Origin of the sequence: Xanthomonas bonasiae, from assembly GCF_014836395.1 — a bacterium.
Lineage (GTDB): Bacteria > Pseudomonadota > Gammaproteobacteria > Xanthomonadales > Xanthomonadaceae > Xanthomonas_A > Xanthomonas_A bonasiae.
The window spans coordinates 19,586-44,818 of the sequence record NZ_JACSQX010000020.1 but is presented as its reverse complement, the minus strand read 5'-3'; the positions used below and the strand labels follow the sequence as shown (position 1 = coordinate 44,818).

Genomic DNA, 25,233 nt, shown 5'->3' with positions numbered 1-25,233 from the left:
TCCCGCTGCTGAACCGTTTGCGCCGCGCGCGTCGCACTCCGCACTGGCCGGCGCAGGTGTCTCGTGCCCAGCGGGCGCGGCTGCGATCGTAGCGGTCCTGCGCCCTGGGTCCATGCCGGATTGCGTCTCAACCGCCTTGCGACGCGCTGGCCGCACACCCCGGGCGGCAACGCGAGGCAACCGGCGCCGCGCCGGCCAGGCGCCGCTCACGAGCTGAAGTAGGCCTCGGCGATCGCGCTGTGCAGGTAGCCCAGGTGGGTCTGGATCTCGTCCATGAACTCGGCCGGATTGTGCCGCGCCAGATAGGACGGGTCGGCATTGCGCACCAGCCCGTTGATCCGCATCAGCGCGCGCTCCACGGTCGGCCGCGGCGGCATGGTCGGCAGGATGTGCTGGGCGCGGGTCAGGCAGAAATGCACGCTGCGCGGGAAATCGTTGTTCTGCAGCAGGAAGCGCAGCGCATGCTCGCCGGTGACGCGCTGGCGCACGTGGCGCCGGTACATCTGGTAGGCGGCCAGCGAGCGCAGCACGCTCATCCACTGCATGTTCTGGTAGGCCTCCAGATCGTCGGCCTTGCGCGGGGTGATCAGGCCCGAGGCGCCGGCGTCGATGATGCGCGTGGTCATGTCGGCCTGTTCGATCGCCGTGCCCAGGCGCAGGAACTGGAAGCCGATGTCGCGGCTGACGTTGGCGGTGAGCAGGCCGGAGACCTTCAGGCAGGCGTCGGTGACGTGGCCGAGGAATTCCATCCGGTAGCGGCGGCCGACGCTGCGCTCGCCGTTGGCGTCGATGTACAGGTGCAGGTCGTTGACCGCCTCCCACACTTCCTGCGGCAGCGTGTCGCGGATGCCGCGCAGCAGCTCGCGCGCCTGCCGCGCCGAACTGCGCAGCGAGGACGGATTGCGCTCGTCCAGCAGCAGGAAGCGCACCACGTCGGCGTCGCCGACGTCGTCGCCGGCGTTCGGGAACCAGACGTTGAAGATCTCGCCGGCGCCGACCGTGTCGATCATCGGCCGCCAGGCGAAACGCACCGAGCGCGGCAGGTCCAGCTGCAGCAGGCTGCCCACGCCGACCAGCCGCGCGGTGGTCTCGGCGCGGCGCACGTAGCGGCTGAACCAGTAGAGGTTGTCGGCGACCCGCGACAGCATCAGTCCATCTCCTCGTCCAGGTCCACCACCCAGGTGTCCTTGGCGCCGCCGCCCTGCGAGGAATTGACCACCAGCGAACCCTCTTCCATCGCCACCCGGGTCAGCCCGCCGGTAGTGACGTAGACGTCCTCGCGCGACAGGATGAACGGGCGCAGGTCCAGATGCCGCGCCGACGGGCCGACCTCGGTCACGATCGGCGCGGTGGACAGGCCCAGCGTCGGCTGCGCCATGTAGTTGCGCGGATCGGCCTGGATCAGCTTGCGGAACTCGTCGCGCTGGCGCTTGGTCGAGCGCGGCCCGATCAGCATGCCGTAGCCGCCGGATTCGTTGGCCGGCTTCACCACCAGCTGGTCGAGGTGCTCGAGCACGTACTTGCGGTCCTTGTCGTCGTGGCACAGGTAGCTGGGCACGTTGGGCAGGATCGGCTCTTCGTCCAGGTAGTAGCGGATCATCTTCGGCACGTAGGCGAACACCACCTTGTCATCGGCCACGCCGGCGCCGGGCGCATTGGCCAGCGCCACCTTGCCGGCGCGCCAGCTGCGGATCAGCCCGGGCACGCCGAGCACCGAATCGGGGTGGAACACTTCCGGATCGATGAACAGGTCGTCGACCCGGCGATAGATCACGTCGACCCGGCGCGGCCCGTAGATGGTGCGCATGTAGGTGCAGTCGTCGTCGGCGACGAACAGGTCGTCGCCCTCGACCAGCTCGATGCCCATCGCCTGGGCCAGGTAGGCGTGCTCGAAATACGCGCTGTTGAAGATGCCCGGGGTCAGCAGTGCGATCACCGGCTGGTCGCCCGGACGCGGCGACAGCGCGGCCAGGGTGTCGTACAGCTGCGCCGGATATTCGTCCACCGGCAGGATCGCGCTGGTCTCGAACAGTTCGGGAAACACGCGCTTGGCGACCATGCGGTTTTCCAGCATGTACGACACGCCGCTGGGAATGCGCAGGTTGTCTTCCAGCGCGTACAGCGTGCCGTCGGCATCGCGCACCAGGTCCGAGCCGCAGATATGCGCCCACACGCCCAGCGCCGGGGTGATGCCCACGCACTGCGGACGGAAGTTCACCGAATGCTCCAGCAGCATCGCCGGAAACACCTTGTCCTTGACGATGCGCTGCGCGCCGTAGACGTCGCCGATGAACAGGTTGAGCGCGCGCATGCGCTGCTTCAGCCCGGCCTCCGTGCGTTGCCACTCGCGCAGCGGGATCACCCGCGGGATCAGGTCGAACGGCAGCGTGCGATCGACGTTGCGGCCATCGGAATAGACGGTGAAGGTGATGCCCATGACCCGCGCGGCGACATCGGCGGCGAGCTGGCGCTCGGACAGTTCGCGGCCGGACAGGCTGGACAGGTATTCGATGACCCGGCGGGCGGCGGGACGCGGCTGACCATCTGCCTGGATCAGCTCGTCGTAGGTGGCCGTGCGGTACTTGCTCCAGTCCATCGTGCCCCGTCGGTGTACGCCACCGGGCGCGATCGGCCGAGTGTTGCGTTGCACAGCAACATGCCCGGAACCGGAATGAGCGTCAAGCGGCTGCGCCGATGCCGCGCCGACGCGCGCTCAGCCGGCGTCGCGGCTGCGCTCGATGATCACGCCCACCGCCTGCGCGCCGCGCACCGCGCCCGGCTTGCTCAGCTTCAGCCGCAGCCAGCGCACCTCGAACTCGTCCAGCACCGCGGCCGCACAGCGCTCGGCCAGCGTCTCCACCAGGCCGTAGTCGGACTGCTCGACCAGCTCCACCAGGCGTTTGCTGACCGCCTTGTAGTTGAGCGTATCGGCGATGTCGTCGCTGGCGGCCGGCACCCGGTTGTCGAAGCCCATCTCCAGATCGAAGCGCAAGGTCTGCCGGATCCGCCGCTCCCAATCGTAGATGCCGATCAGCGCGTCGATTTCTAGACCTTCGATGAAAACTTTATCCATTGGGGGCCGGGATTCGGGATTGGGGATTCGGGAATGGTAAGAGCAAAGGCAAAAGCAGAGGCGAAAGCACAGGCAGGAGCCGCACGGAGCCGCTTCTACGAATCCCCATTCCCCACTCCCGAATCCCGCGCTGCCGCCAACGGCGGCAGCGAAGCCATGTCCCACCGCGGCGTCACCCGCACCGCCGCGTCGCTGGACTGGCCGGCCTGCAGGCGCAGCGCGCCGGCGAAGGCGATCATCGCGCCGTTGTCGGTGCACAGCGCCGGGCGCGGGAAACAGGCGCGGCCGCCGCGCGCCTGCGCCATCGCCTGCAGCTTGGCGCGCAGGCGCACATTGGCACCGACGCCGCCGGCGACCACGATCGTGTCGCTGCCGGCGGCCTGCAGCGCGCGCTCGCACTTGATCGCCAGCGTATCCACCACCGCATCCTCGAAGCCGCGGGCGATGTCGGCGCGGGTGCTCTCGCTCTGGTCGCTGCCGCGCCAGGCCAGCAGCACCTGGGTCTTGAGTCCGGAGAAACTGAAATCCAGCCCGGGCCGGTCGGTCATCGGCCGCGCGAAGCGGAACCGGCCCGGCGTGCCCTGCGCGGCCAGCGCGGCCAGCTGCGGGCCGCCCGGATACGGCAGGCCCATCATCTTGGCGGTCTTGTCGAAGGCCTCGCCGGCGGCGTCGTCCAGGGTCTCGCCGAGCAGCCGGTACTGGCCGATCGCCTCCACCGCGATCAGCTGGGTATGCCCGCCGGACACCAGCAGCGCCACGAACGGCGGCGCCGGCACGCCGTGCACCGGGTCGGGATCCTCCATCAGCGGCGCCAGCAGGTGGCCTTCCATATGGTGGACGCCGATCGCCGGCACCTCCAGCGCCCAGGCCAGCGCGCGGGCGACGCCGGCGCCGACCAGCAAGGCGCCGACCAGGCCGGGGCCGGCCGTATAGGCGACCCCGTCGATGTCGCGCACCTGCAACCCGGCCTCGGCCAGGGTCTGGCGGATCAGCGGCAGCAGCTTGCGCACGTGGTCGCGGCTGGCCAGTTCCGGCACCACGCCGCCGTATTCGGCGTGCAGCGCGATCTGGCTGTACAGCCCGTGCGCGCGCAGCGCGGCCGCGCCGGACAGGGCGGTGTCGTAGACGGCGACGCCGGTTTCGTCGCAACTGGATTCGATGCCGAGGACTCTCATGGCTGCCATTGTGGGGCCGAATCGGCGGCAGGCAAACGTCCCGCTTGCAGCCAGGAAATCAGTCGCTATAATGTGCGGCTCGCCGGGCGTGACCCGGTCACCATTGTGTCCCGGAGATTCCATGCCCAGCGTCAAAGTCCGCGAGAACGAGCCCTTCGAGTTTGCGCTCCGTCGCTTCAAGCGCACCTGCGAAAAGGCCGGCGTGCTGGCCGAAACCCGCAAGCGCGAGTTCTACGAAAAGCCGACCCAGGAACGCAAGCGCAAGGCCGCAGCCGCGGTGAAGCGTCAGCTGCGCCGTACGTCTCGCGACGTCACCAAGCGCCAGCGTCTGTACTGAGGATCGCGGTTTGCGGTAGCGGGTTGTGCCGGTTTCGGCATCCGCTACGGTAAGCCCACGAAGCCGGCACGCGCAAGCGTCGCCGGCTTTTTGTGTGGCCGTGGGTCAAGCCCGGCCAGCCCGCGTCGCGGCGCACCGGCCCTCTCCGCATCCGCATCCGCATCCGCATCGCGCCGGCGCACCCGCCACCGCCCCCTGCGCCCGCCTCGGCGCGTGGCCGCCTGCGCCGTGTCCGGACCGATGCGGCGCAGCGCCTAGAATGTCCACCCCCTTCTTCCCTTTCCCCTGGAGCCCCTCATGACCCTCAAGCAGCAGCTCACCGACGACATGAAGGCCGCGATGAAGGCCCGCGACGCGCACAGCCTGGGCGTGATCCGGCTGATCAACGCCGCGATCAAGCAGAAGGAAGTGGACGAGCGCAAGGACGTGGACGACGCCGCGGTGCTGGCGCTGATGGACAAGATGGTCAAGCAGCGCAAGGACTCGGTGAGCCAGTACGCCGCGGCCGGGCGCGAGGACCTGGCGTCGATCGAGCGCGAGGAGATCGTGGTGATCGAGCGCTACCTGCCGGCCAAGCTCGGCGAGGCGGAGATCGTCGCCGCGATCCAGGCCGCGATCGCGCAGACCGGCGCCAGCAGCGCCGCCGACATGGGCAAGCTGATGGCCGTGCTGAAGCCGGCGCTGGCCGGCAAGGCCGACATGAGCCTGGTCTCGGTGCTGGTCAAGCAGCAACTGGCCGGCTGATCGCGCAGGCGGGCTTCACCCGCCTTTCGGCGCCGGGCTGCTACAACCCCGGCGAGCCTGCGACACCTTCCACGCGCATCCGCGGGCCCGGCATCACCTGCCGCGCCCGCCGCAAGGCCGTTGCCGCTCCCATGTCCCTGTCGCTGTCGCCCACCCGTCTGCAAAAACACCTCGAACGCCTGCAGCAGAGCCTGCCGGCGGCATTGCTGCGGCGTTTCGTCGAGATCGACGTAATGACCCAGGCCGCTTCGCTGTCGTTCTACGCGCTGCTGTCGCTGGCGCCGCTGCTGGTGTTGCTGCTGTGGCTGACCGCCTCGCTGTACCCGCAGGCGCAGCAGGCCTTCATCGAGCAGATCGGGCAGTTGGCCGGACACGGCGCGCGCGAAGTGGCGCAGACCATCATCGACAACGCCAAGAACCAGCCCAACGTCGGCTCGCTGGCCGGGCTGTGGAGCACGCTGCTGCTGTTCGTCGGCGCCACCGCGGTGTTCGCGCAGCTGCAGAACGCGCTGAACCTGATCTTCCGCACCGACAAGCAGCGCCTGGAAGGCATCGTGGCGTGGCTGAAGAAGCGCGTGTTCTCGTTCGGCGTGGTGTTCGCGCTGGGCTTCCTGCTGCTGATCTCGATGATCCTGACCACGGTGCTGCAGGTCGCCTTCGCGCGCCTGCCGTCGCTGCTGCCGGCGGTCGGCTACGCCTCCACGCTGGCGATCTACGTGCTGGCCTTCGCCGTGCTCTACCACTACCTGCCGGACCGGCGCGTGGAATGGCGCCAGGCGGTGATCGGCGGCGCCATCACCGCCTGCCTGTTCGTGGCCGGGCGCTACGCGATCGGCCTGTACATCGCCACCGCCGCGCCGGGCAGCGCCTACGGCTCGATGGGCGCGCTGGTGATCCTGCTGGTGTGGATCTACTACGCCACCGTGGTGTTCTTCGTCGGCGCACTGATCACCGCGGTGATCGACGAGCGCCTGCGCTCGCGGCGCAAGCTCGCCGCGGCCGGGATCGACGCCAGCGCGATCACCGCGATTCCGCCGCCGCTGTAGCACCGCAACGCCAGGGTTTGCGGGCCGATCCGTGGCGGTGGCGCGGACGCATGGCATCCTATCGCCCATGGCCCGCATCCCCGACGCGTTCATCGACGACCTGCTCGCCCGCACCGACATCGTCGAGGTGGTCGGCACGCGCGTGCCGCTGAAGCGCCAGGGCAAGGAATACGCGGCGCGCTGCCCGTTCCACGACGAGCGCTCGGCCTCGTTCACGGTGTCGCCGACCAAGCAGTTCTACCACTGCTTCGGCTGCGGCGCGCACGGCACCGCGATCAGCTTCCTGATGAACTACGACCGCCTCGAGTTCCTCGACGCGGTCGACGAACTGGCCAAGCGCGCCGGCATGGAAGTGCCGCGCGACGCGCAACAGCGCGGCGCCGCGCAGGCCGCCGGCGACGACCATCGCGACCTGTACTCGGCACTCGACGCGGCGACCAAGTTCTTCCAGCGCCAGCTCGACAGCAGCGACAAGGCGCGCAGCTACCTCGACGGCCGCGGCGTGGACGCGGACAACCGCGCGCGTTTCCAGATCGGCTACGCGCCGGACGGCTACAGCGCGCTGAAGGACGCGCTGGGCACCGACGAGCGCCGCCACAAGCTGCTCGAGCGCGCCGGGCTGTTCTCCAAGAACGAGCGTGGCCACGTCTACGACAAGTTCCGCGAACGGGTCATGTTCCCGATCTTCGACCGCCGCGGCCGGGTCATCGCCTTCGGCGGCCGGGTCATGGACAAGGACGACGGCCCCAAGTACCTGAACTCGCCGGAGACCGCGCTGTTCCACAAAGGCCGCGAGCTGTACGGCCTGTGGCAGGTGCGCCAGGCCAACCAGAAGATCGAGCGGCTGATCGTGGTCGAGGGCTACATGGACGTGGTCTCGCTGTTCCAGTTCGGCGTCACCCAGGCGGTGGCGACACTGGGCACCGCGACCACCTCCGAACACGCCGAGCTGCTGTTCCGCAACGCGCCGGACGTGTTCTTCTGCTTCGACGGCGATGCCGCCGGCCGCCGCGCCGGCTGGAAGGCGCTGGAATCGGTGTTGCCGCGGATGAAGGACGGGCGCCAGGCGTTCTTCCTGTTCCTGCCCGACGGCGAGGACCCGGACAGCATCGTGCGCAAGGAAGGCGCCGACGGCTTCGCCGCGCGCCTGCAGCAGGCCACGCCGCTGTCGCAGTTCTTCTTCGACGAACTCTCGCGCGAGGTCAACCTGGCCACGCTCGACGGCAAGGCGCGGCTGGCCGAGCGCGCGCGGCCGATGCTGGCGCAGATTCCCGATGGCGCGTTCGGCGACCTGATGCGCCAGCGCCTGGCCGAGATCACCGGCATCGGCGGCCCTGCGCCCGCCGCCGCGCAGCTGGCCAAGCCGCCGCCGCGCGCAGCGGCACGGCCGACGCAGAAGCGCAGCCTGGTGCGCGAGGCGATCGTGCGCCTGCTGCACACGCCCTCGCTGGCGCTGGACCTGCCGCCGCCCTACCCGTTCGCCGGCCTGCGTCTGCCCGGCATCGAGCTGATGATCGAGCTGCTGGAGATCGTGCACACGCGTCCGGACATCTCCACCGGCGCCCTGCTCGAGCATTTCCACGAGCGCGAGGAACTGCCCGCGCTGCAGAAGCTGGCGGTGCAGGAGATTCCCGGCGAGACCGCCAGCTGGCGCCAGGAACTGCACGACGTGGTGGTGCAACTGGAACGGCAGACGTTGCAACAGCGGCTAGAGGAACTGCAGGCCAAGCAGCGCGCGCAAGGCCTGGACGAGACCGACAAGTACGAACTGCGCGAGTTGTTCAAGGCGCGCGCGGCGCTGCATTGAGGGCGGCAGGCGGGATCAGGCCATGGCCCGATCCCGCGAGCGGCGGCGGCGATCATTCCCCGAGTGCGGCGCGCTCTTCGGCCTCCAATGCCTTTACCGTGTCGCTGCCCGCATCCAGACGCCTGGCCAGTTCGGCCAGCAGGGCATCCATGTCCACCTCGGCGGTCTGCAACGCGCGCCCGAGCGGCACCACCGGCTGCAACCAGTCCGCGATGAGCGCTTCATAGGCCGTGCCGTGCTGGATCCGCATCTGCTCAAGGAAGGCCAGCGTGGTGGTCGGCGGATCGCCGCTGCGCGTCCCCTGCAGCGGCTGATTGGCGATCTGGCTGTAGATGACCCCTGAGGCGCGCGCATTGGCCCTGGCGAAAGAGACCAGGGCATCGACACCCGCGATCGGCTTGTTGCCGTAGAGCGATTTGATCTGCCGCAGCATCGCCAACACCCATGCATGCGGCACCGCGTCGAGCGTGTTCCACAGATCGCGATTCCAAGTCTGGTACGGCTTGTCCCCGATGACCGGCGGCAACGTCGCCTGAAAGAGCGCCGCGAAATCGGTGTTTCCTGGCGTGGCGCCTGCTGTCGGATAGCAGTACACCGCTTTGCAGCCATCGAGCCTGCCGGTGCGCTCGAACCAGGTCGCCATGGTCGGCGCCAGCGCGCCGCCCAGGCTGTGGCCGGCGAAGATCACGGTCGCGTTTTCGTTCGCGGCGGTTCGCAGAAAGCTGGCCAGGGTCGTGCCTGGCGCCGATGCCGACCCCGGGCTGACCATGTTGAGCAGATGCCATACCCCCAGCGCGGTTCCCATCGAAATGACGACCGTCCCCGGCGCCACCGGCTTCGGGGTCCTGACCGGGGCGGTGCCGGCCAACGGATCGTAAGTGGCGAAATCGACCACCACGGACACATCGAAATCCTCCACCAACCAGTCGTAGAGAGAATTCGGATTGGTGGCGCAGATCGCCACGACATAGACATCGCCTTCGATGCCCGGCACCGTACCCGCCTTGGCCACGAACATCGCATTGTCCGACCGCTGCGAGTCCGGCGCCTGCCAGACCTGCGGTCCCCAGACGAGCTCCCAGGTGCCGATGGCGTTCTGCGCCGCCGCAGAGGCCAGCGTCGCATGCAGCACATGTTGGTAGTCGGCCTGCAGCGCCTGCGCGGTTCCCTTGCGCGTGCTGACCCAGTTGGACAGGCTCGAGAGCGCGAACACGGTCTGGTATTGATCGTATTGCATGGCTTGCTCCTTCTCCGTTGCGATCCTTGGAAAGGCAAGCGCCGACGATCGCGTGACCCAACGCTCGCTCGCCGCGCTCATCGACGGGGCGTGGGCAATCTAGCAAGCACGCGATCGCCGGTTGTGGCCGGAGCGGCGTACGCAGCAACATGTCTGCGAGTTGTCTACGGCTTGCTGACGGATTCGCATCCGCGCGCAGCGCTTCCTAGAATGAGCCTCCCCTCGCCCACCTCCCCGCCATGATCAGACACTGGCTCGCCCGCCTGCGCATCGAACCGTTCACCCTGGCCTTGCTCGGTACCGTGCTGCTGGCCTCGCTGTTGCCGGTGCAAGGGCAGGCCGCGGCGATCATGGACGGCGTCACCGACATCGCCATCGCCGCGCTGTTCTTCCTGCACGGCGCGCGCCTGTCGCGCGAGGCGATCGTCGCCGGCGCGCTGCACTGGCGCCTGCACCTGACCATCCTCGCCGCCACCTTCGTGCTGTTCCCGCTGCTGGGGCTGCTGCTCAAGCCGCTGTCGCACTGGCTGCTGACCCCGGAGCTGTACATCGGCGTGCTGTTCCTGTGCGCGCTGCCGTCCACGGTGCAGTCGTCGATCGCGTTCACCTCGATGGCCGGCGGCAACGTGCCGGCGGCGGTGTGCAGCGCCTCGCTGTCGAGCCTGCTCGGGGTGTTCCTGACCCCGCTGCTGATGGGCCTGCTGGCCGGCGCGCAGAGCGCGATGGCCAACCCGCTGGAGGCGATGGGCAAGATCATGCTGCAGCTGCTGGTGCCGTTCGTCGCCGGCCACCTGCTGCGGCCCTGGGTCGGCGCCTGGGTCGAGCGGCGCCGCGCAGTGCTGCGCTACACCGACCAGGGCGTGATCCTGCTGGTGGTGTACACCGCCTTCAGCGCCGCGGTGATCGAGGGCCTGTGGCGCAAGACGCCGCTGCCGGCGCTGCTCGGCGTGGCGCTGGTCGCCGCGCTGCTGCTGGCGCTGGCGATGGGGCTGATCACCTTCGCCGCGCGGCGGCTGGGCTTCAGCCGCCGCGACGAGATCCCGATCGTGTTCTGCGGCTCGAAGAAGAGCCTGGCCACCGGCGTGCCGATGGCCAAGGTGCTGTTCGCAGGCGGCAGCCTGGGCGCGATCGTGCTGCCGGTGATGATCTATCACCAGATCCAGCTGATCGTCTGCGCCTTCGTCGCGCAACGCTATGCGCGCGATGCGAAGACGGCCAAGCACGACTAGCGACCGCGGCCCGTCGCGGCGGCAGCGGCCCGGCGCGGCCCGGCGCGGCCCGTCCCAGTTCAAGCCGCGGCCGCTGCCCGCGTTCGGGCGCCACACGCAGATCGATCAGGTCTGTGCTGGCGATAACGCTGCGCAATGGCGCCCGCCCGGCGCCGCACCATCGCCGGTGCCGCGAGCCGCAAGCGCGCTGGCCGCCGCCGCTGAGTCGCGGCATATGCAAATGCGCAACCGGCATGTCCGCCAGGTACCCGCAGCGCGATCGGCTAGGTAGAGTGCGCGATTGGCGCCATGGCCTGCACGGCATCCGCCGTTGCCGCCCTCCCCTCTTCGCCCGGTGACCGACGTATGCGCCGTACGCTCCGCCTTTCCGTCATGACCTCCGCCAGCCTTGCCGCACTGCTGGCGCTGGGTGGCTGCGACAAGCCGCCCGCTCCCGCCAAGCCGCAGGCCATCGCGCCGGCCAGGGCGCCCGACAGCGCCGGCATCGCCTGGCGCGAGGGCGACGTCGACGACGCCTTCGCCGAAGCGCGCGAGCAGAACAAGCCGGTGCTGCTGTACTGGGGCGCGGCCTGGTGCCCGCCGTGCAACCGGCTCAAGGCCACGCTGTTCAAGGACCCGGCCTTCATCGCCCGTACCCGCGCCTTCGTCGCGGTGCATCTGGACGGCGATTCGGAAGGCGCGCAGGCCTGGGGCGAACGCTTCGGCATCAAGGGCTACCCGACCATCATCGTGCTGCGCCCGGATCGCAGCGAGATCACCCGCCTGGCCGGCGACAGCGACACCGGGCGCCTGGCCGAGGCCTTGCGCGTGGCCGCGACCCGCACCACCACCTCGGCGCAGTTGCTGCAGAAGGCACTGCAGGCGCCGGCCACGCTCAGCGCCGACGATTGGACCCTGCTCGGCGAATACGGCTGGGCGGTGGATGCGAGCCGGCTGGTCAAGCCGGAGCAGGCCGCCGGCGTGCTCGCGCAACTGGCCGCGGCCGCGCCGCAGCCGGCGCTGCAGCGCCGCTTCGCGCTGCTGGCGCTGGCCGCGCGGGAACCGGACAAGGCCGGCGCCACGGACGCCAAGCGCCGCGCCGCCGATCGCCGCCTGCTGCAGGCGGTGCTCGCCGATCCGGCCGAGGCGCGCGCCAACCGCAGCACCCTGACCTATTCGGCGCGCGAACTGGTGCAGGCCGCGGCGGCCGATGCCAGCGAACGGACCACACTGTCCAATGCGCTGACCGGCGCGCTGGACCGGGTCTACGCCGACAGCAGCCTGCCGATCAGCGATCGCCTGGATACCGCGTACGCCGACATCCAGCTGGCGCGGCTGGCGCAGGGTCAGCCGGCCGACGCCGGCGACGCGCCGCATCCGCCGCTGCCGGCCGCGGTGGTCGCCAAGGTCCAACAGCGCGTGCAGTGGGCCGAGCAGGCGGCCAAGACCGATTACGAACGCCAGTCCACGATCAGCAATGCCGCCGGCCTGCTCGACGACGCCGGCGACAGCGCCGGCGCCGAACAGCTGCTGCTGGCCGAGCTGGGACGCAGCAAGACGCCGTACTACTACATGCCGGAACTGGCCGGTCTGGCCGAAGCACGCGGCGACAAGCAGACCGCGCTGTACTGGCTGAAGAAGGCCTACGAGAGCGCCGAAGGCCCCGCCACCCGGGTGCAGTGGGGCGTGCTCTACGTCGACGGCCTGATCCGGCTGCAGCCGGACAATGCGGCCGCGATCGAGGCCGCCGCCGGCCAGGTCATCGGCGAACTGGCCGGGCAGCCCGGCGGCTACCACCAGCGCACCAGGCAGCGCTTCGACACCCTGGCCAAGACCCTGCAGGGCTGGAGCAAGGGCCATGGCGGCAGCGCCGTGCTCGCACGCCTGCAGCACAAGATGCAGCAAAGCTGCGGCAGCCAGGACCGCGACAGCTGCCAGCACTGGCTGAGCTGAGCGCCCGGGTCATCGCGGCATGCGTCGGTGCTGGCGCACGCGCTTGCCGAGCAGCGCGCGCGCCGCACCGGGCGCCATCGAACGAAGGCCGTGCACCATCGGAGCCGCTCCGGCCTGCACCGGCTGCGGCGCCAGCGCCCGCGCGCCGCGGTCGATCGGCGCGGCTCAGTCGGCCGCAGTTTCCGGCCACAGCGTCGCCACCACCTTCAGCCTGACCCGCGGCGGGCCGAGCGTGGAGGCCACGCGCCAGCCGTCCGGCGCGGGCTGCTGCTGCAGCGTATAGCGCACCCGCTCGCTGCCGCCATGCGGATGCGGTATCAGTTGCCATGCCGCCGGCAGGGCCAGCGTGTCGGCGTATTCGAACAGCACCACGACCTCGCAACGCGCGGGATGGTCGCAGCGCACCGCGCCGCGCTGCCAGCCGCGCACCGCGTGCAGCACGTCCCAGCCCGGTTCGTCGTAGCCGCGTGGCGCCACGAGGTAGCGCGCGAACGGCCAGGCCTGCAGCCGCCCGCCGTCCAGCTCGAAGGCCAGGTAGGCGTCGATCGCCTGTTCCGGCGTGTCCCACGCCGATGCCGGCAACGGCAGCGCCGCCAGCGCCAGCAACCCGGCGTGGCGCAGGCGGCTCACGCGCCGGTCGGCATCGGCAGTGCCGGCAGCAACCAGTGATCCACCAGCAGGAACGCGAACAGCGCCATCAGGTACACGATCGAATAGCCGAACATGCGCATCGAGAACATCTCGTCCGGCGGGTCGAGCATGCGCCAGGCGTACCAGACGAACACCGCGTTCAGCACCAGCGCGCCGCCGAGGTAGAACACGCCGCTCATGCCCACCGCCGCCGGCAGCAGCGTCGCCACCACCAGCAGCAGCGTGTACACCAGGATCTGCTTGCGCGTATGCGCCACGCCGTGGGTGACCGGCAACATCGGCACCGACGCCTTGGCGTAGTCGGCGCGGCGGAAGATCGCCAGCGCCCAGAAGTGCGGCGGCGTCCACACGAAGATGATCAGCACCAGCAGCGACGCATAGGCCCAGTCCCACTGCCCCTGCATGCCGGTGATCGCGGCCCAGCCCAGCAGCGGCGGCGCCGCGCCGGCCAGGCCGCCGATGACGATGTTCTGCGGCGTGGTGCGCTTGAGGAACACGGTATAGATCACCGCATAGCCGATCAGCGAGGCGAAGGTCAGCACCGCGGTGATGGTGTTGACCCAGATCACCAGGATCGCCATCGACAGCGCGGTCAGCGCCGTGGCGAACAGCAGCACCTGCCACGGCAGCACCTTGCCCACCACCAGCGGCCGCCACGAGGTGCGCGCCATCTGCGCGTCGATGCGCGCGTCCAGCAACTGGTTGATCGCCGCCGCGGCCGATGCCGCCAGCCAGATGCCGAAGAAGCCGATCAAACCGGTGCGCACCTGCGCCCAGGTCGGCACGCCCGGAATCGCCAGGCACATCCCGACCAGCGCAGTGAACACGATCAGCGCCACCACCTTGGGCTTGGTCAGGTCCCAGTAGTCGCGCCAGTGGATGCCCTTGGCGCTCATTGCGGCGCCCGCAGGCGTGCCAGCAGCGACACCAGCACGAACAGCAGCGCCACCGCGCCGGCGTTGTGCAGCACCGCCACCGGCAACGGCAGCGCCAGCTTGACGTTGAGGATGCCCAGGCTGACCTGCGCCACCAGCAGCAGCGCCAGCGCTGCGGCCCAGCCGCGCATGCCCGGCGAGCGGCTCAGCCGCCAGCCCAGCCACAGCAGGTAGGTCGCCACCAGCAGCGCCATCATCCGGTGCGCCATCTGGATCGCGATGCGCGCCGCGCCGTCGAGCACGCCGCCTTCGTAGTCCACGCCGATGCCGCGCCACAGGGTGAAGCCTTCGCGGAAATCGTGCGGCGGCCACCACTGGCTGACGCAGCGCGGGAAGTTGTCGGCCGACCAGCTGCCGCCGCCGCAGGCCAGCGCCGCATAGTTGGCGCTGACCCAGCCGCCGAGCGCGATCTGCAACGCCAGCAGCGCCACGCCGATGCGCAGCAGCCACTTCAGCCGCGACGCGTCGGCCAGGGTGATCGGCAGGTGGGTGGCGCGCCAGGCCATCCACACCAGCAGCGAAAACATCAGCAGGCCGCCGAGCAGATGCCCCATCACCACGATCGGCTTGAGCAGCAGGGTCACCGTCCACATGCCGAGCAGCGCCTGGAAGATCACCACCGCCAGGGTCAGCACCGCCGCGCGCGCCAGGTCGCTATTGGACCAGCGCAACGCCGCCAGCAGCAGGATCGCTTCGCCGGCAGCGGCCAGCGCCATCGCCAGCGACGGCCAGCCGGACATGTACAGCGGGATCGACAACGCCACCAGCAGCGCCGCGCCGACGATCTGGACGATGCCCAGGCGCCGCCGGCGCGCGGCCAGCAGCGACAGCACCAGCACTTCCACGCCCAGCGCACCGGCCAGGAAACGGTGCACCTGCTCGCGCCAGGCCTTGTGCGTCTCCAGCGGGCGGATCTTGCTGGCCGCGTGCGCGTTGGCCTCGGCGTTGCTCTGCGGCCAGGTCACCCGGCCATAGCAGGTCGGCCAGTCCGGGCAGCTCATGCCCGCATCGGACAGGCGCACGAACGAACCGAACATGATCGTGCTGGCGGTGAACAGCGCCGCCAGCCAGGCCATGCGGTGGAAGTGCCGAAACAGCGCCGGTGGCGCGAACAGATTCATAGGGGGACGGCTCACAGGAGTTTCAGCAGCTTCGACAGGTCCGCGCGTAGCCCGGCCGGGTCGAAGCCCGGCGCGTAGCGCAGCACCACGAAGCCGTTCGGATCGATCACGTAGACCGGCACCCCGGCCGCGTCGTGCACGCGCGGCAGACCGTCAAGCAACGCGGCGTCGGCACGCAGCACGCGCACCTGCGGCAACGCGCGCACCGCCGCCGGCGGCGTGCCGATCCACAGGATCTGCACGTGGTCGGCGTCGTGGCCGAACAACTGCCAGACCTTGTCCAGGTCGCGCGCCAGCGCCTCGCAGGCGCTGTTGCAGTCGCGCGGCGGCGCCAGCGCGATGCGCCACAGGCGCTGCTGCGGTTGCCAGGCGTAGACGCTGCCGTCGTCGAGCCGCGGCTGCAGCGCGCGCAGGTCGGCCGGCGGCTTCAGCAACTCGCCATGGTTGCGGCTGCCGGGCGGTTGCCAGCCGGAAAACCGCAGCGCGCCGGCGACCAGCATCGAGCCGAAGAACAGGGCGAACAGCGCGATCAACGTCCAGCGACCGCGTGCGGTCGCCTGGCGTGGAGCCGAAGGGGAGGCATTCATGCCGGGGATTTTCTCATGCGCGCGCGCTCAGCGCCCGCCTCGCCCCTTGCGCGCGCGCCAGCTGAGCAGGCCCGCAGTGATCAGCACGGCCAGCGCCAGGCCGAACCATTGCACCGCGTAACCCAAGTGGCGCTCGGGCGGCAGCGTGTTCGGCAGCATATCCAGGTCGCGCGGATAGCCCAGCGGCAGGGCCGGATCCAGGCGCAGCACCTGCGACAAAATGTCGCGGCGGCCGAGCGCCTGGCCGATCGCCGCCGGCTCGATGCGCATCGCCAGCCACAGCTGCGGCGCCGGCGCGGCGACCAGCGCCGGCCCCAGGGTCAGCCCGTGCGACGGCACCGGCCCGAGCAGGCCGACCAGCGTGTACCGCCCTTGCAACGGCAGCGGCCTGGGCAGCGCACGATCGGCCGGCAGCGGCAACCAGCCCAGTTCGACCAGCAGCGGCGCGGAGGCGCCATCGGCCAGGAACGGCTGGTAGACCTTGACCCCGCTGCGGCCCTCGCGCAGCTGATTGTCGAGCAGGATCTGCCCGGGCAGGAAACGGCCAGCGCCGTGCACCCAGGCCAGCTGCGTCGGCCGCGCCGCGCGCAGCGCAGCGGCCAAGGCCTGCGGACGATCGCGGATGTGCGCGGCCTGCGCGAGCAGCGCCTGTTTCTCGTGCATGCGCAGCAATTGCCAGCGGCCCAGGGCGCAGAATCCCAGCGCCACCGCCAAGGCGATGCTCCAGCCCAGCCACAGCGGCATGCGCGCGCGCGCGGCGACGCGCGAGGACGCGGCGAGGGTCATAATGCGGCGATACCGTGCACCGAGACGCCCATGAACGACTCGCTGAAAACCCTGCTGATCGTCGCGTTCCTGCTGGTCATTCTGTGGAACCTCGGCGCCGGCCTGTACTACCTGTTGGTGGACCGCGGCCAGAGCAAGCGCACGGTGAACGCACTGACCTGGCGCATCGGCCTATCGGTATGCCTGATCCTGCTGGTGATCCTGGGCATCTACACCGGCGTGATCAAGCCGCATGGGCTAGGCCGCTGACGCGGCCTAGCCGGGAATGGAGAATCGGGAATAGGGAATGGCAAGAGCGGCGCGCTTCCGCTGTTCCTATTCCCCATTCCCGATTCCCCATTCCCAGCTCTCAAAGTACATAGACGAACAGGAACAGCGCCAACCACACCACGTCGACGAAGTGCCAGTACCATGCCGCCGCTTCGAAGGCGAAGTGGTTGTCGCGGCTGAAATGGCCGCGCGCCGAGCGCAGCCACATCACCAGCAGCATGATCGTGCCCAGCAGCACGTGCACGCCGTGGAAGCCGGTGAGCATGAAGAAGGTCGAGCCGTAGATGCCCGAGCCCAACGTCAGGTTGAGCTCCTTGTAGGCGTGGATGTATTCCTCGGCCTGGAAGTACAGGAAGGCGCAGCCCAGCAGCACGGTCAACCCCTGGAACACCAGCAGGCGCGTGCGATGGCCGGCTTTCAGCGCATGGTGGGCGATGGTCAGGGTCACGCCGGAACTGAGCAGGATCAGCGTATTGATCAGCGGCAGGCCCCACGCCGGGATGGTCTGGAACTGGCCGCCGATCGCGCCCGGGCCGTTGGTCGGCCAGGCCGCCGAATAGCCGTCCCACAGCAGCGCGTTGGTCATCACCCCGTCGCCGGAGCCGCCCAGCCACGGCAGGATGAAGGTACGGGTGTAGAACAGCGCGCCGAAGAACGCGCCGAAGAACATCACTTCGGAAAAGATGAACCAGACCATGCCCATGCGGAACGACACGTCGACCTGGCGGTTGTAATGGCCGGCGATCGATTCGCGGATCACATCGCCGAACCACATGAACAAGGTCGCCACCAGCATCGCGATGCCGATGAAGAAGGTCCACTTGCCCCAGGCCGCGTCGTTGAGCCAACTGGCCACGCCGATCATGGTCACGAACATCGCGATCGAGCCGATGAACGGCCAGCGGCTCTGGCTGGGCACGTAATAGGCAGTGGCGTCGGTGCTGGGCTGGGCCATGGCGGGCGTTCCGGGTGAGGTCAAGGGGCCGCGCGCGCGGAACCGGCCAGTTTCGGCGATCCCAGTTCCGCGCTCAGCGCATCGTTCTTGAAGAAGGTGTACGACAGGGTGATGGTGGTGATGTCGCCGGGCAGGTTCGGATCGACGATGAAGCGCACCGGCATGTCGCGCTTCTCGCCGGCCTGCAGGGTCTGCGCGGTGAAGCAGAAGCACTCGGTCTTGGTGAAGTAGCCGGAGGCGCGCGCCGGCGCCACCGACGGCACCGCGCTGCCGACGATCGCGCGTTCGCCGTCGTTGCGCGCGTAGTACAGCGCTTCGTTGAGTTCGCCGGGCACCACCTGCATGGTCAGCTGCTCGGGATGGAACGACCACGGCAGCTTGGAATTCACCCCGCCGTCGAACTCGACCTTGACCGTGCGCTTGCCGAGCAGCGGCTTGCCGGCCTGCGGGCCTTCGCCCGGGCCGCGCTCCAGGCGCACGCCGAACACCTTCTCGCAGGCGATGCGGTACAGCGGCACCAGCGAGAAGGTCAGCACGAACACCGCCAGCGCCACGCCGACCAGCTTGAACAGCCCGGCGCTGCTGTGCACGCGCGGCGCCGGCGCGCTCATCGGCCGATCACCCCGGACAGGATGAAGCCGGCATAGATCAGCACCGCGACCGCGCCCACCACCAGCGCGGTACGCACGGCGCGCTTGCGGCGCAGGGCCAGATCGTCGAGCGGCGTCTGCGCGGTCATCAGTGGCTGATGTCGTCGTGGGCCAGGTCGCCGGGCTTGAGCACCGGCGGCAGGGTGAAGGTATGCGCCGGCGCCGGCGACGGCACCGTCCATTCCAGGCCGCGCGCGCCTTCCCACGCCCGCGCCTCGGCGCGTGCGCCGTTGCGCAGCGACGCCAGCAGGATGCCGGCCATCAGGAACGGAGTGACGAACATGCCGAACGCACCGATCGAGCTGACCAGGTTCCAGTCGGCGAACACCACGTTGTAGTCGGGAATGCGCCGCGGCATGCCGGCCAAGCCGAGGAAGTGCTGCGGGAAGAACAGCAGGTTGACGAACAGCATCGTCCACCAGAAATGGAACTTGCCCCAGGCCTCGCTGTACATGCGCCCGGTCCACTTCGGCCACCAGTAGTACACCGCGGCGATCAGCCCGAACACCGCGCCGGTGACCAGCACGTAGTGGAAGTGCGCGACCACGAAGTAGGTGTCGTGGTACTGGAAGTCGGCCGGCACGATCGCCAGCATCAGCCCGGAGAAGCCGCCGATGGTGAACAGGATGACGAACGACACCGCCCACAGCATCGGCGCCTCGAAGGTCAGCGAGCCCTGCCACATGGTGCTGACCCAGTTGAACACCTTCACCCCGGTGGGGATGGAGATCAGCATGGTGGCGAACATGAAGTAGATCTCGCCGCCCAGCGGCATGCCCACGGTGAACATGTGGTGCGCCCAGACGATGAAGCTCAGGAACGCGATCGCGGCGATCGCGTACACCATCGCCTGGTAGCCGAACAGCGGCTTGCGGCTGAAGGTCGGGATGATCTCGCTGACCACGCCGAACGCCGGCAGGATCATGATGTAGACCTCCGGGTGCCCGAAGAACCAGAAGATGTGCTGGTACATCACCGGGTCGCCGCCGCCGGCCGCATTGAAGAAACTGGTGCCGAAGAACTTGTCGGTCAGCAGCATGGTCACCGCGCCGGCCAGCACCGGCATCACCGCGATCAGCAGGAACGCGGTGATCAGCCAGGCCCAGCAGAAGATCGGCATCTTCAGCAGGTCGATGCCGGGCGCGCGCATGTTCAGCACGGTGGCGATGATGTTGATCGCGCCCATGATCGAACTGATGCCGGCGACGTGGATCGCGAACACGCTGAAGGCGACGTTGTAGCCGCCCTGCAGCGACAGCGGCGGGTACAGGGTCCAGCCGCCGGCCGGCGCGCCGCCGGGCAGGAAGAAGGTCAGCAGCAGCAGGGTGAACGCCACCGGCAGCAGCCAGAACGACCAGTTGTTCATGCGCGGCAGGGCCATGTCCGGCGCGCCGATCTGCAGCGGGATCATCCAGTTGGCCAGGCCGACGAAGGCCGGCATCACCCCGCCGAAGATCATCACCAGCGCGTGCACGGTGGTCATCTGGTTGAAGAATTCGGGCTTGACGAACTGCAGGCCCGGTTGCGCCAGCTCCGCACGGATCACCACGCTCATCGCCGCGCCGACGATGAACATCGTGAAGCTGAAAAGCAGGTACAGCGTGCCGATGTCCTTGTGGTTGGTGGAGAAGAACCACCGTTCCACGAAGCTCTGCTGATGCCCGTGCTCGTCGTGGTGATCGACTGCGGAATGGGCCATGGCGGCTACCTCAAAAAAGAATGCAGGAGATCAGGCGGCTTGCACGGTCAGGTGCGAACCGGAACGAAGACGGGGCAGCAGGGCCTGCGGCGGCGCCGCCGGCGCAGTGGCCTCGGGCGCGGGCGCAGCGGGAGCCGCCGGCGCGGCGGGCGCTTCGGCAGGTGCGGCGGCCGGCGCGGCCGGGGCCGCCGCAGGTGCCGGCTTGCGCGCCGCCAGCCACTTCTGGAAGTCCTGCTTGGACACCGCCTCGACCACGATCGGCATGAAGCCGTGGTCCTTGCCGCACAGTTCGGCGCACTGGCCGCGGTACACGCCGGGGGTGTCGATGTCGGTCCAGGCTTCGTTGATGATCCCGGGGATGGCGTCCTGCTTCCAGCCCAGCGCCGGCACCCACCAGGCGTGGATCACGTCGTCGGAGGTGATCACGAAGCGCACCTTGGTGTTCACCGGCAGCACCAGCCGGTTGTCCACGTCGAGCAGGTAGTGCGGATTGCTCTCCAGGCTCGGCACCTGGCCGCTCTGGCGCATGCGGTCCGAGTCGCGCGCCAGGCGGCTGGTGAAGGAGACGTTCTCGCCCAGGTATTCGTAGCGCCACATCCACTGGTAGCCGGTGACCTTGACCGTCAGCTCGGCGTCGCGGGTGTCGTACATGGCGATCAGCTTGGCCGTAGCCGGCCACGCCATCGCGATCAGGATCAGCACCGGGATCACCGTCCAGATCACCTCGGCCTTGGTGTTGTGGCTGAACTGCGCCGCGACCGCGCCCTTGGACTTGCGGAACTTGAACATCGCATAGCCCATCGCGCCGAACACCAGCACGCCGATGACCGCGCAGATCCACAGCGACAGCATGTTCGAATCGTAGGCGTTGCGTGCGCTCTGGGTGACGCCGCGGCCCATGTTCAACTGCCAGGGTTTCGGATCGGCCGATTGTGCCCACGCCATCGGGACGGCAAGCGCCGCCGCCAATGCCATCCCGCCCCTGACCGCCTGTTGCTTCCATCTGCCGCTTTGCTTCATTGCCTAGACCCCTTGGAGCGTCATCGGTTGCGGCCGGTCGCGGCCGCCAGCAAGCCTTCCAGGGTCTGCGCCAGCTCGCGGCGCTCGCCCGGGCCGAGAAACTCGCCGACCCGGACCTGCTTGCCGCTGCACGCCAGCACCACCCTGTCGTCGCCTTCGATCCGCAACCGCACCCAATGCGGGTGGGCGCGGAACGCCGGCGTTCCTGCATTCGTGCGGGTCACTTCCACGCAGCCCGGACCCACCCGGATGTCCTCTTCGCGCTCGCCACTGCGCCATGACCAGCGCAGCGCGAGCGCCACCACGATGCTGTGCAACAAGGCGAACGCCGGCGCGAACACGTTGCCGGCGAACCACCCCAGCACCGCCACCACCCACATCGCCCCGGCCAGCGCCGCGAACAACATCACGAATTGCCGGGCACTGAGCGCCCGCGGCGGCCGCAGCCGCAGCTGCGTACCCGCTCCCTCCGCAGAAAACGGACACATTTCGATCATGTCGAACCGCGCTTCCGAGCCGCCGCGCTTTGCCAGCCGCGAGCAACGATTCGATGGTAGCCCCGGGCCTGCGCGCCGGCAAGCGCGCGTTCATCATAAAAAATGCTGCATTGCAACCAAATTCTCGCCGCAGGCGTTCAGCCATCGACGCGCGCCGCCGACAACCGTGCACCGCGCCGACGCGCTGCACGAGCGGGCGCTGGCATAAAATGCGCGCATCTTCCCTGGTCCTCCCTGCATGAACGCTCTGTCTGGCGCCGGTTCCTCACCGGCGATGCCGTCCGCGTCTCCCTCGCCGTTGCTTGCCCCCGAACTGCCCCCCGCCTCCCACGCGCTGCGCGCCGCGATCACCGCCGCATGGCTGAAGGACGAGGCCGACCACGTGCGCGAACTGCTCGAGCAGGCGCGCCTGCCCGCCGCCGACCAGGCCAAGGTGCAGGCGCTGGCCGCCGACCTGGTCACCCGGGTGCGCGCCCGCGCCCAGAACCAGGGCGCGATCGAAGCCTTCATGCGCCAGTACGACCTGGGCAGCGAAGAGGGCGTGCTGTTGATGTGCGTGGCCGAAGCGCTGCTGCGCATCCCCGACCAGGAAACCGCCGACAAGCTGATCCGCGACAAGCTCGGCGACGCGGACTGGAAGAAGCACATGGGCGAGAGCGACTCGGTGCTGGTCAACGCCTCCACCTGGGGGCTGATGCTCACCGGCAAGCTGGTGCAGATCAACGACCTGACCCGCGCCGACGTGGCCGGCGCGTTCAAGCGCCTGATCGGCCGCGTCGGCGAGCCGGTGATCCGCCTGGCGGTGCGCCAGGCGATGAAGATCATGGGCCACCAGTTCGTGATGGGCCGTACCATCGGCGAGGCGCTGTCGCGCTCGAAGAAGGGCGACAACGCGCATTACCGCTACTCGTTCGACATGCTCGGCGAAGGCGCGCTGACCATGAAGGACGCGCACCGCTACCTCGACGCCTACCGCCAGGCGATCCACGCGATCGGCCGCAGCGGCCCCAATGGCTCGTACAAGGGCAGCGACGTGTTCGCCGCGCCCAGCATCTCGATCAAGCTGTCCGCGCTGTATCCGCGCTACGAGCACGCCAAGCGCGCGCGGGTGATGGCCGAACTGGTGCCGGGCGTGCTGGAACTGGCGCAGCTGGCCCGGTCCTACGGCATCGGCTACACGGTGGATGCCGAAGAGGCCGACCGCCTGGAACTGTCGCTGGACATCATCGAGGCCACCTTCTCCGATCCGTCGCTGGACGGCTGGGAAGGCTACGGCCTGGCGGTGCAGGCGTACCAGAAGCGCACCCCGTACACGATCGATTTCCTCGCCGACCTGGCACGCCGCGTCGGCCGCCGCATCCCGGTGCGCCTGGTCAAGGGCGCGTACTGGGACGCGGAGATCAAGCGCGCGCAGGTCGAGGGCCATCCGGGCTACCCGGTGTTCACCCGCAAGCAGAACACCGACGTGTCGTACCTGGCCTGCGCCAAGCGCATGTTCGCGCACAGCGACGCGCTGTACCCGATGTTCGCCACCCACAACGCGCAGACCATCGCCGCGGTGCGCGCCATCGCCGGCAGCAAGGACTACGAACACCAGAAGCTGCACGGCATGGGCGACGACCTGTACGCCGAGGTGATTCCCGCCGACCGCCTGGGCGTGCCGTGCCGCGTGTACGCGCCGGTCGGCTCGCACGAGGACCTGCTGCCGTACCTGGTGCGGCGCCTGCTCGAGAACGGCGCCAACTCCAGCTTCGTCAACCGCATCACCGACGAGGACGTGGCCATCGAGGACCTGATCCGCGATCCGGTCGAAGCCGTGTCCGCATTCGCCTCCATCCCGCATCCGAAGATTCCGCTGCCGGCCGATCTGCTGCGCAGCCAGAACCACAACAGGAAGAATTCCATGGGCGCCAACCTCGCCAACGACAACGACCTGCGCGCGCTGGCCGACCAGCTCAACGCCGCGATCAAGCCCTGGCAGGCCGTGCCGCTGGTGCCGGGCGCGGTGATCGCCAGCGCGCCGCTGGACGTGACCAACCCCGCCGACCGCCGCCAGGTGGTGGGCCGCTGGCAACCGGCCGACGCCGCCACCGTGGAGAAGGCGCTGGCCAACGCGGTCGCCGCGCAGCCGGGCTGGAACCGCACCCCGGCCGCCAGCCGCGCCACCATCCTCGAGCACGCCGCCGATCTGCTGGAAGCGCGCATGCCCGAGTTCATCGCGCTGTGCGTCAAGGAAGCCGGCAAGACCCTGCCCGACGGCGTCGCCGAAGTGCGCGAGGCGGTGGATTTCCTGCGCTACTACGCCGGCCAGGCGCGCGCCCAGTTCGGCGCGCCCGAGCGCCTGCCCGGGCCGACCGGCGAGTCCAACGAACTGCAGCTGCACGGCCGCGGCGTGTTCGTGTGCATCAGCCCCTGGAACTTCCCGCTGGCGATCTTCCTCGGCCAGGTCGCCGCGGCGCTGGCCGCCGGCAACAGCGTCATCGCCAAGCCGGCCGAGCAGACCAACCTGGTCGGCCATGCCGCGGTGAAGCTGCTGCACGAGGCCGGCGTGCCGGAAGCGGCGGTGCAGTTCCTGCCCGGCGACGGCGCCACCGTCGGCGCCGCACTGACCCGCGATGCGCGCGTGGCCGGCGTCGCTTTCACCGGCTCGACCGAGACCGCGCGCGCGATCAACCGCGCGCTGGCCGCGCGCGACGCCGCGATCGGCGTGCTGATCGCCGAGACCGGCGGCCAGAACGCGTTCATCGCCGACTCCTCGTCGCTGCCCGAGGCGGTGGTCAAGGACGCGATCTCCAGTGCCTTCATCTCCGCCGGCCAGCGCTGCTCGGCCGCGCGCGTGCTGTTCGTGCAGGACGACATCGCCGACAAGGTGATGACCATGCTCGCCGGCGCGATGGCCGAACTGAAGATCGGCGACCCGGGCCTGCTGTCCACCGACGTCGGCCCGGTGATCGATGCCGACGCGCTGCAACTCCTCACCGACCACGCCGCGCGCATGGACCGCGAAGCGCGCCTGATCGCGGTGGCCGCCAGCGACGACGGCACCGCGCACGGCAGCTTCTTCGCCCCGCGCGCCTACGAACTGCAGTCGCTGGCGCAGCTGCAGCGCGAGATCTTCGGCCCGGTGCTGCACGTGATCCGCTGGAAGGCCGACCAGCTCGACGCGGTGATCGAGCAGATCAACGCCACCGGCTACGGCCTGACCCTGGGCGTGCATTCGCGCATCGACGAGACCATCGAGCGCATCGCCGCCCGCGTGCAGGTCGGCAACGTCTACGTCAACCGCAACCAGATCGGCGCGGTGGTCGGGGTACAGCCGTTCGGCGGCCAGGGCCTGTCCGGCACCGGCCCCAAGGCCGGCGGTCCGCACTACCTGCTGCGCTTCGCCACCGAGAAGGTGGTGACGGTCAACACCACCGCGGCCGGCGGCAATGCGTCGCTGCTGACCCTGGGCGACTGATCGGCGCAAGAGTTCCCTGCGG

Annotated in this window: 24 protein-coding genes; 8 read left to right on the top strand and 16 right to left on the bottom strand. The window is 69.4% G+C overall.

The window, feature by feature from the left end; all coding sequences use genetic code 11:
* Window positions 1-206: 206 nt before the first annotated feature.
* The 4 genes from H9658_RS21855 to tsaD all read right to left on the bottom strand — a co-directional run bounded on the left by H9658_RS21855 (window position 207) and on the right by tsaD (window position 4,248).
* Window positions 207-1,148 (bottom strand): alpha-E domain-containing protein, encoded by a 942-nt coding sequence (locus H9658_RS21855; RefSeq protein WP_179567840.1) that lies wholly within the window; start codon window positions 1,146-1,148, stop codon window positions 207-209.
* Entirely contained in the window at window positions 1,148-2,596 is a 1,449-nt protein-coding gene (locus H9658_RS21850) for a circularly permuted type 2 ATP-grasp protein (RefSeq protein WP_179567842.1), read from the bottom strand. Before H9658_RS21850 ends, H9658_RS21855 begins: the two co-directional genes overlap by 1 nt.
* A gap of 117 nt (window positions 2,597-2,713) precedes the next feature.
* Window positions 2,714-3,073 (bottom strand): dihydroneopterin aldolase, encoded by a 360-nt coding sequence (gene folB, locus H9658_RS21845; protein ID WP_179567844.1) that lies wholly within the window; start codon window positions 3,071-3,073, stop codon window positions 2,714-2,716.
* Window positions 3,074-3,168: 95 nt separating this feature from the next.
* Entirely contained in the window at window positions 3,169-4,248 is a 1,080-nt protein-coding gene (gene tsaD, locus H9658_RS21840; RefSeq protein WP_191826936.1) for a tRNA (adenosine(37)-N6)-threonylcarbamoyltransferase complex transferase subunit TsaD, read from the bottom strand.
* 121 nt (window positions 4,249-4,369) lie between these two features.
* Here tsaD and rpsU point away from each other — a divergent pair, with 121 nt between their 5' ends.
* The 4 genes from rpsU to dnaG all read left to right on the top strand — a co-directional run bounded on the left by rpsU (window position 4,370) and on the right by dnaG (window position 8,182).
* A complete protein-coding gene (gene rpsU / locus H9658_RS21835; RefSeq protein WP_003465342.1) occupies window positions 4,370-4,585 on the top strand; it encodes a 30S ribosomal protein S21 in 216 nt (71 codons plus the stop codon).
* 297 nt (window positions 4,586-4,882) lie between these two features.
* A complete protein-coding gene (locus H9658_RS21830) occupies window positions 4,883-5,329 on the top strand; it encodes a GatB/YqeY domain-containing protein (protein ID WP_191826935.1) in 447 nt (148 codons plus the stop codon).
* A 131-nt stretch (window positions 5,330-5,460) separates the two neighbouring features.
* Window positions 5,461-6,375 (top strand): YihY/virulence factor BrkB family protein, encoded by a 915-nt coding sequence (locus tag H9658_RS21825; protein ID WP_179567850.1) that lies wholly within the window; start codon window positions 5,461-5,463, stop codon window positions 6,373-6,375.
* A 67-nt stretch (window positions 6,376-6,442) separates the two neighbouring features.
* Window positions 6,443-8,182: a DNA primase gene (gene dnaG, locus H9658_RS21820; RefSeq protein ID WP_191826934.1), complete on the top strand. Its 1,740-nt coding sequence runs from the start codon at window positions 6,443-6,445 to the stop codon at window positions 8,180-8,182.
* Between the two features lie 52 nt (window positions 8,183-8,234).
* Here the strand turns inward: dnaG and H9658_RS21815 are convergent, their stop codons facing one another.
* Window positions 8,235-9,419, bottom strand: a complete 1,185-nt coding sequence (locus tag H9658_RS21815; RefSeq protein ID WP_191826933.1) for a lipase family protein — start codon at window positions 9,417-9,419, stop codon at window positions 8,235-8,237.
* A 239-nt stretch (window positions 9,420-9,658) separates the two neighbouring features.
* Between H9658_RS21815 and H9658_RS21810 the strand changes: the two genes are divergently transcribed.
* Window positions 9,659-10,648, top strand: coding sequence for a bile acid:sodium symporter family protein (locus H9658_RS21810; RefSeq protein ID WP_191826932.1), 990 nt, complete (start codon window positions 9,659-9,661; stop codon window positions 10,646-10,648).
* A gap of 345 nt (window positions 10,649-10,993) precedes the next feature.
* Window positions 10,994-12,580, top strand: coding sequence for a thioredoxin family protein (locus tag H9658_RS21805; protein ID WP_191826931.1), 1,587 nt, complete (start codon window positions 10,994-10,996; stop codon window positions 12,578-12,580).
* Between the two features lie 165 nt (window positions 12,581-12,745).
* Here H9658_RS21805 and H9658_RS21800 read toward each other — a convergent pair whose 3' ends face one another.
* The 5 genes from H9658_RS21800 to H9658_RS21780 are packed head-to-tail and all read right to left on the bottom strand — an operon-like array spanning window position 12,746 to window position 16,660.
* Window positions 12,746-13,210: a hypothetical protein gene (locus H9658_RS21800; RefSeq protein ID WP_191826930.1), complete on the bottom strand. Its 465-nt coding sequence runs from the start codon at window positions 13,208-13,210 to the stop codon at window positions 12,746-12,748.
* Window positions 13,207-14,127, bottom strand: coding sequence for a heme o synthase (gene cyoE / locus H9658_RS21795; protein WP_191826929.1), 921 nt, complete (start codon window positions 14,125-14,127; stop codon window positions 13,207-13,209). Before cyoE ends, H9658_RS21800 begins: the two co-directional genes overlap by 4 nt.
* On the bottom strand, window positions 14,124-15,287 hold the full coding sequence (locus H9658_RS21790; protein WP_191826943.1) for a COX15/CtaA family protein: 1,164 nt from the start codon (window positions 15,285-15,287) through the stop codon (window positions 14,124-14,126). The genes cyoE and H9658_RS21790 overlap by 4 nt, the downstream gene beginning before the upstream one ends.
* 11 nt (window positions 15,288-15,298) lie before the next feature.
* Window positions 15,299-15,874, bottom strand: coding sequence for a hypothetical protein (locus tag H9658_RS21785; RefSeq protein WP_191826928.1), 576 nt, complete (start codon window positions 15,872-15,874; stop codon window positions 15,299-15,301).
* A gap of 27 nt (window positions 15,875-15,901) precedes the next feature.
* Window positions 15,902-16,660, bottom strand: a complete 759-nt coding sequence (locus tag H9658_RS21780; protein WP_191826927.1) for an SURF1 family protein — start codon at window positions 16,658-16,660, stop codon at window positions 15,902-15,904.
* 30 nt (window positions 16,661-16,690) lie between these two features.
* Here H9658_RS21780 and H9658_RS21775 point away from each other — a divergent pair, with 30 nt between their 5' ends.
* A complete protein-coding gene (locus H9658_RS21775) occupies window positions 16,691-16,909 on the top strand; it encodes a twin transmembrane helix small protein (RefSeq protein WP_003480622.1) in 219 nt (72 codons plus the stop codon).
* A gap of 100 nt (window positions 16,910-17,009) precedes the next feature.
* Here H9658_RS21775 and H9658_RS21770 read toward each other — a convergent pair whose 3' ends face one another.
* Genes H9658_RS21770 through H9658_RS21750 form a run of 6 tightly spaced genes read right to left on the bottom strand, consistent with a single transcriptional unit; the run spans window position 17,010 to window position 21,751 of the window.
* On the bottom strand, window positions 17,010-17,885 hold the full coding sequence (locus tag H9658_RS21770; RefSeq protein ID WP_179567868.1) for a cytochrome c oxidase subunit 3: 876 nt from the start codon (window positions 17,883-17,885) through the stop codon (window positions 17,010-17,012).
* Between the two features lie 20 nt (window positions 17,886-17,905).
* Window positions 17,906-18,496 (bottom strand): cytochrome c oxidase assembly protein, encoded by a 591-nt coding sequence (locus H9658_RS21765; protein ID WP_179567870.1) that lies wholly within the window; start codon window positions 18,494-18,496, stop codon window positions 17,906-17,908.
* Window positions 18,493-18,624 carry a hypothetical protein gene (locus tag H9658_RS23155; RefSeq protein WP_255432700.1) on the bottom strand — a complete coding sequence of 44 codons (132 nt, stop codon included), beginning with the start codon at window positions 18,622-18,624 and terminating at the stop codon, window positions 18,493-18,495. Before H9658_RS23155 ends, H9658_RS21765 begins: the two co-directional genes overlap by 4 nt.
* Complete coding sequence (ctaD, locus tag H9658_RS21760; protein WP_185815048.1) at window positions 18,624-20,234, bottom strand: cytochrome c oxidase subunit I; 1,611 nt, start codon at window positions 20,232-20,234, stop codon at window positions 18,624-18,626. The genes H9658_RS23155 and ctaD overlap by 1 nt, the downstream gene beginning before the upstream one ends.
* Window positions 20,235-20,264: 30 nt before the next feature.
* Complete coding sequence (gene coxB, locus H9658_RS21755) at window positions 20,265-21,254, bottom strand: cytochrome c oxidase subunit II (RefSeq protein ID WP_191826926.1); 990 nt, start codon at window positions 21,252-21,254, stop codon at window positions 20,265-20,267.
* A gap of 20 nt (window positions 21,255-21,274) precedes the next feature.
* Window positions 21,275-21,751, bottom strand: a complete 477-nt coding sequence (locus tag H9658_RS21750) for a DUF2244 domain-containing protein (RefSeq protein ID WP_191826925.1) — start codon at window positions 21,749-21,751, stop codon at window positions 21,275-21,277.
* Between the two features lie 274 nt (window positions 21,752-22,025).
* Between H9658_RS21750 and putA the strand changes: the two genes are divergently transcribed.
* A complete protein-coding gene (gene putA, locus H9658_RS21745; protein ID WP_369916606.1) occupies window positions 22,026-25,211 on the top strand; it encodes a bifunctional proline dehydrogenase/L-glutamate gamma-semialdehyde dehydrogenase PutA in 3,186 nt (1,061 codons plus the stop codon).
* Window positions 25,212-25,233: the final 22 nt, after the last annotated feature.

Coding starts and splice junctions, on each gene's coding strand:
- H9658_RS21855 (WP_179567840.1), bottom strand. CDS start 1,148: ATGCTGTCGCGGGTCGCCGACAACCTCTACTGGTTCAGCCGCTACGTG.
- H9658_RS21850 (WP_179567842.1), bottom strand. CDS start 2,596: ATGGACTGGAGCAAGTACCGCACGGCCACCTACGACGAGCTGATCCAG.
- folB (WP_179567844.1), bottom strand. CDS start 3,073: ATGGATAAAGTTTTCATCGAAGGTCTAGAAATCGACGCGCTGATCGGC.
- tsaD (WP_191826936.1), bottom strand. CDS start 4,248: ATGAGAGTCCTCGGCATCGAATCCAGTTGCGACGAAACCGGCGTCGCC.
- rpsU (WP_003465342.1), top strand. CDS start 4,370: ATGCCCAGCGTCAAAGTCCGCGAGAACGAGCCCTTCGAGTTTGCGCTC.
- H9658_RS21830 (WP_191826935.1), top strand. CDS start 4,883: ATGACCCTCAAGCAGCAGCTCACCGACGACATGAAGGCCGCGATGAAG.
- H9658_RS21825 (WP_179567850.1), top strand. CDS start 5,461: ATGTCCCTGTCGCTGTCGCCCACCCGTCTGCAAAAACACCTCGAACGC.
- dnaG (WP_191826934.1), top strand. CDS start 6,443: ATGGCCCGCATCCCCGACGCGTTCATCGACGACCTGCTCGCCCGCACC.
- H9658_RS21815 (WP_191826933.1), bottom strand. CDS start 9,419: ATGCAATACGATCAATACCAGACCGTGTTCGCGCTCTCGAGCCTGTCC.
- H9658_RS21810 (WP_191826932.1), top strand. CDS start 9,659: ATGATCAGACACTGGCTCGCCCGCCTGCGCATCGAACCGTTCACCCTG.
- H9658_RS21805 (WP_191826931.1), top strand. CDS start 10,994: ATGCGCCGTACGCTCCGCCTTTCCGTCATGACCTCCGCCAGCCTTGCC.
- cyoE (WP_191826929.1), bottom strand. CDS start 14,127: ATGAGCGCCAAGGGCATCCACTGGCGCGACTACTGGGACCTGACCAAG.
- H9658_RS21790 (WP_191826943.1), bottom strand. CDS start 15,287: ATGAATCTGTTCGCGCCACCGGCGCTGTTTCGGCACTTCCACCGCATG.
- H9658_RS21785 (WP_191826928.1), bottom strand. CDS start 15,874: ATGAATGCCTCCCCTTCGGCTCCACGCCAGGCGACCGCACGCGGTCGC.
- H9658_RS21780 (WP_191826927.1), bottom strand. CDS start 16,660: ATGACCCTCGCCGCGTCCTCGCGCGTCGCCGCGCGCGCGCGCATGCCG.
- H9658_RS21775 (WP_003480622.1), top strand. CDS start 16,691: ATGAACGACTCGCTGAAAACCCTGCTGATCGTCGCGTTCCTGCTGGTC.
- H9658_RS21770 (WP_179567868.1), bottom strand. CDS start 17,885: ATGGCCCAGCCCAGCACCGACGCCACTGCCTATTACGTGCCCAGCCAG.
- H9658_RS21765 (WP_179567870.1), bottom strand. CDS start 18,496: ATGAGCGCGCCGGCGCCGCGCGTGCACAGCAGCGCCGGGCTGTTCAAG.
- H9658_RS23155 (WP_255432700.1), bottom strand. CDS start 18,624: ATGACCGCGCAGACGCCGCTCGACGATCTGGCCCTGCGCCGCAAGCGC.
- ctaD (WP_185815048.1), bottom strand. CDS start 20,234: ATGGCCCATTCCGCAGTCGATCACCACGACGAGCACGGGCATCAGCAG.
- coxB (WP_191826926.1), bottom strand. CDS start 21,254: ATGAAGCAAAGCGGCAGATGGAAGCAACAGGCGGTCAGGGGCGGGATG.
- H9658_RS21750 (WP_191826925.1), bottom strand. CDS start 21,751: ATGATCGAAATGTGTCCGTTTTCTGCGGAGGGAGCGGGTACGCAGCTG.
- putA (WP_369916606.1), top strand. CDS start 22,026: ATGCCGTCCGCGTCTCCCTCGCCGTTGCTTGCCCCCGAACTGCCCCCC.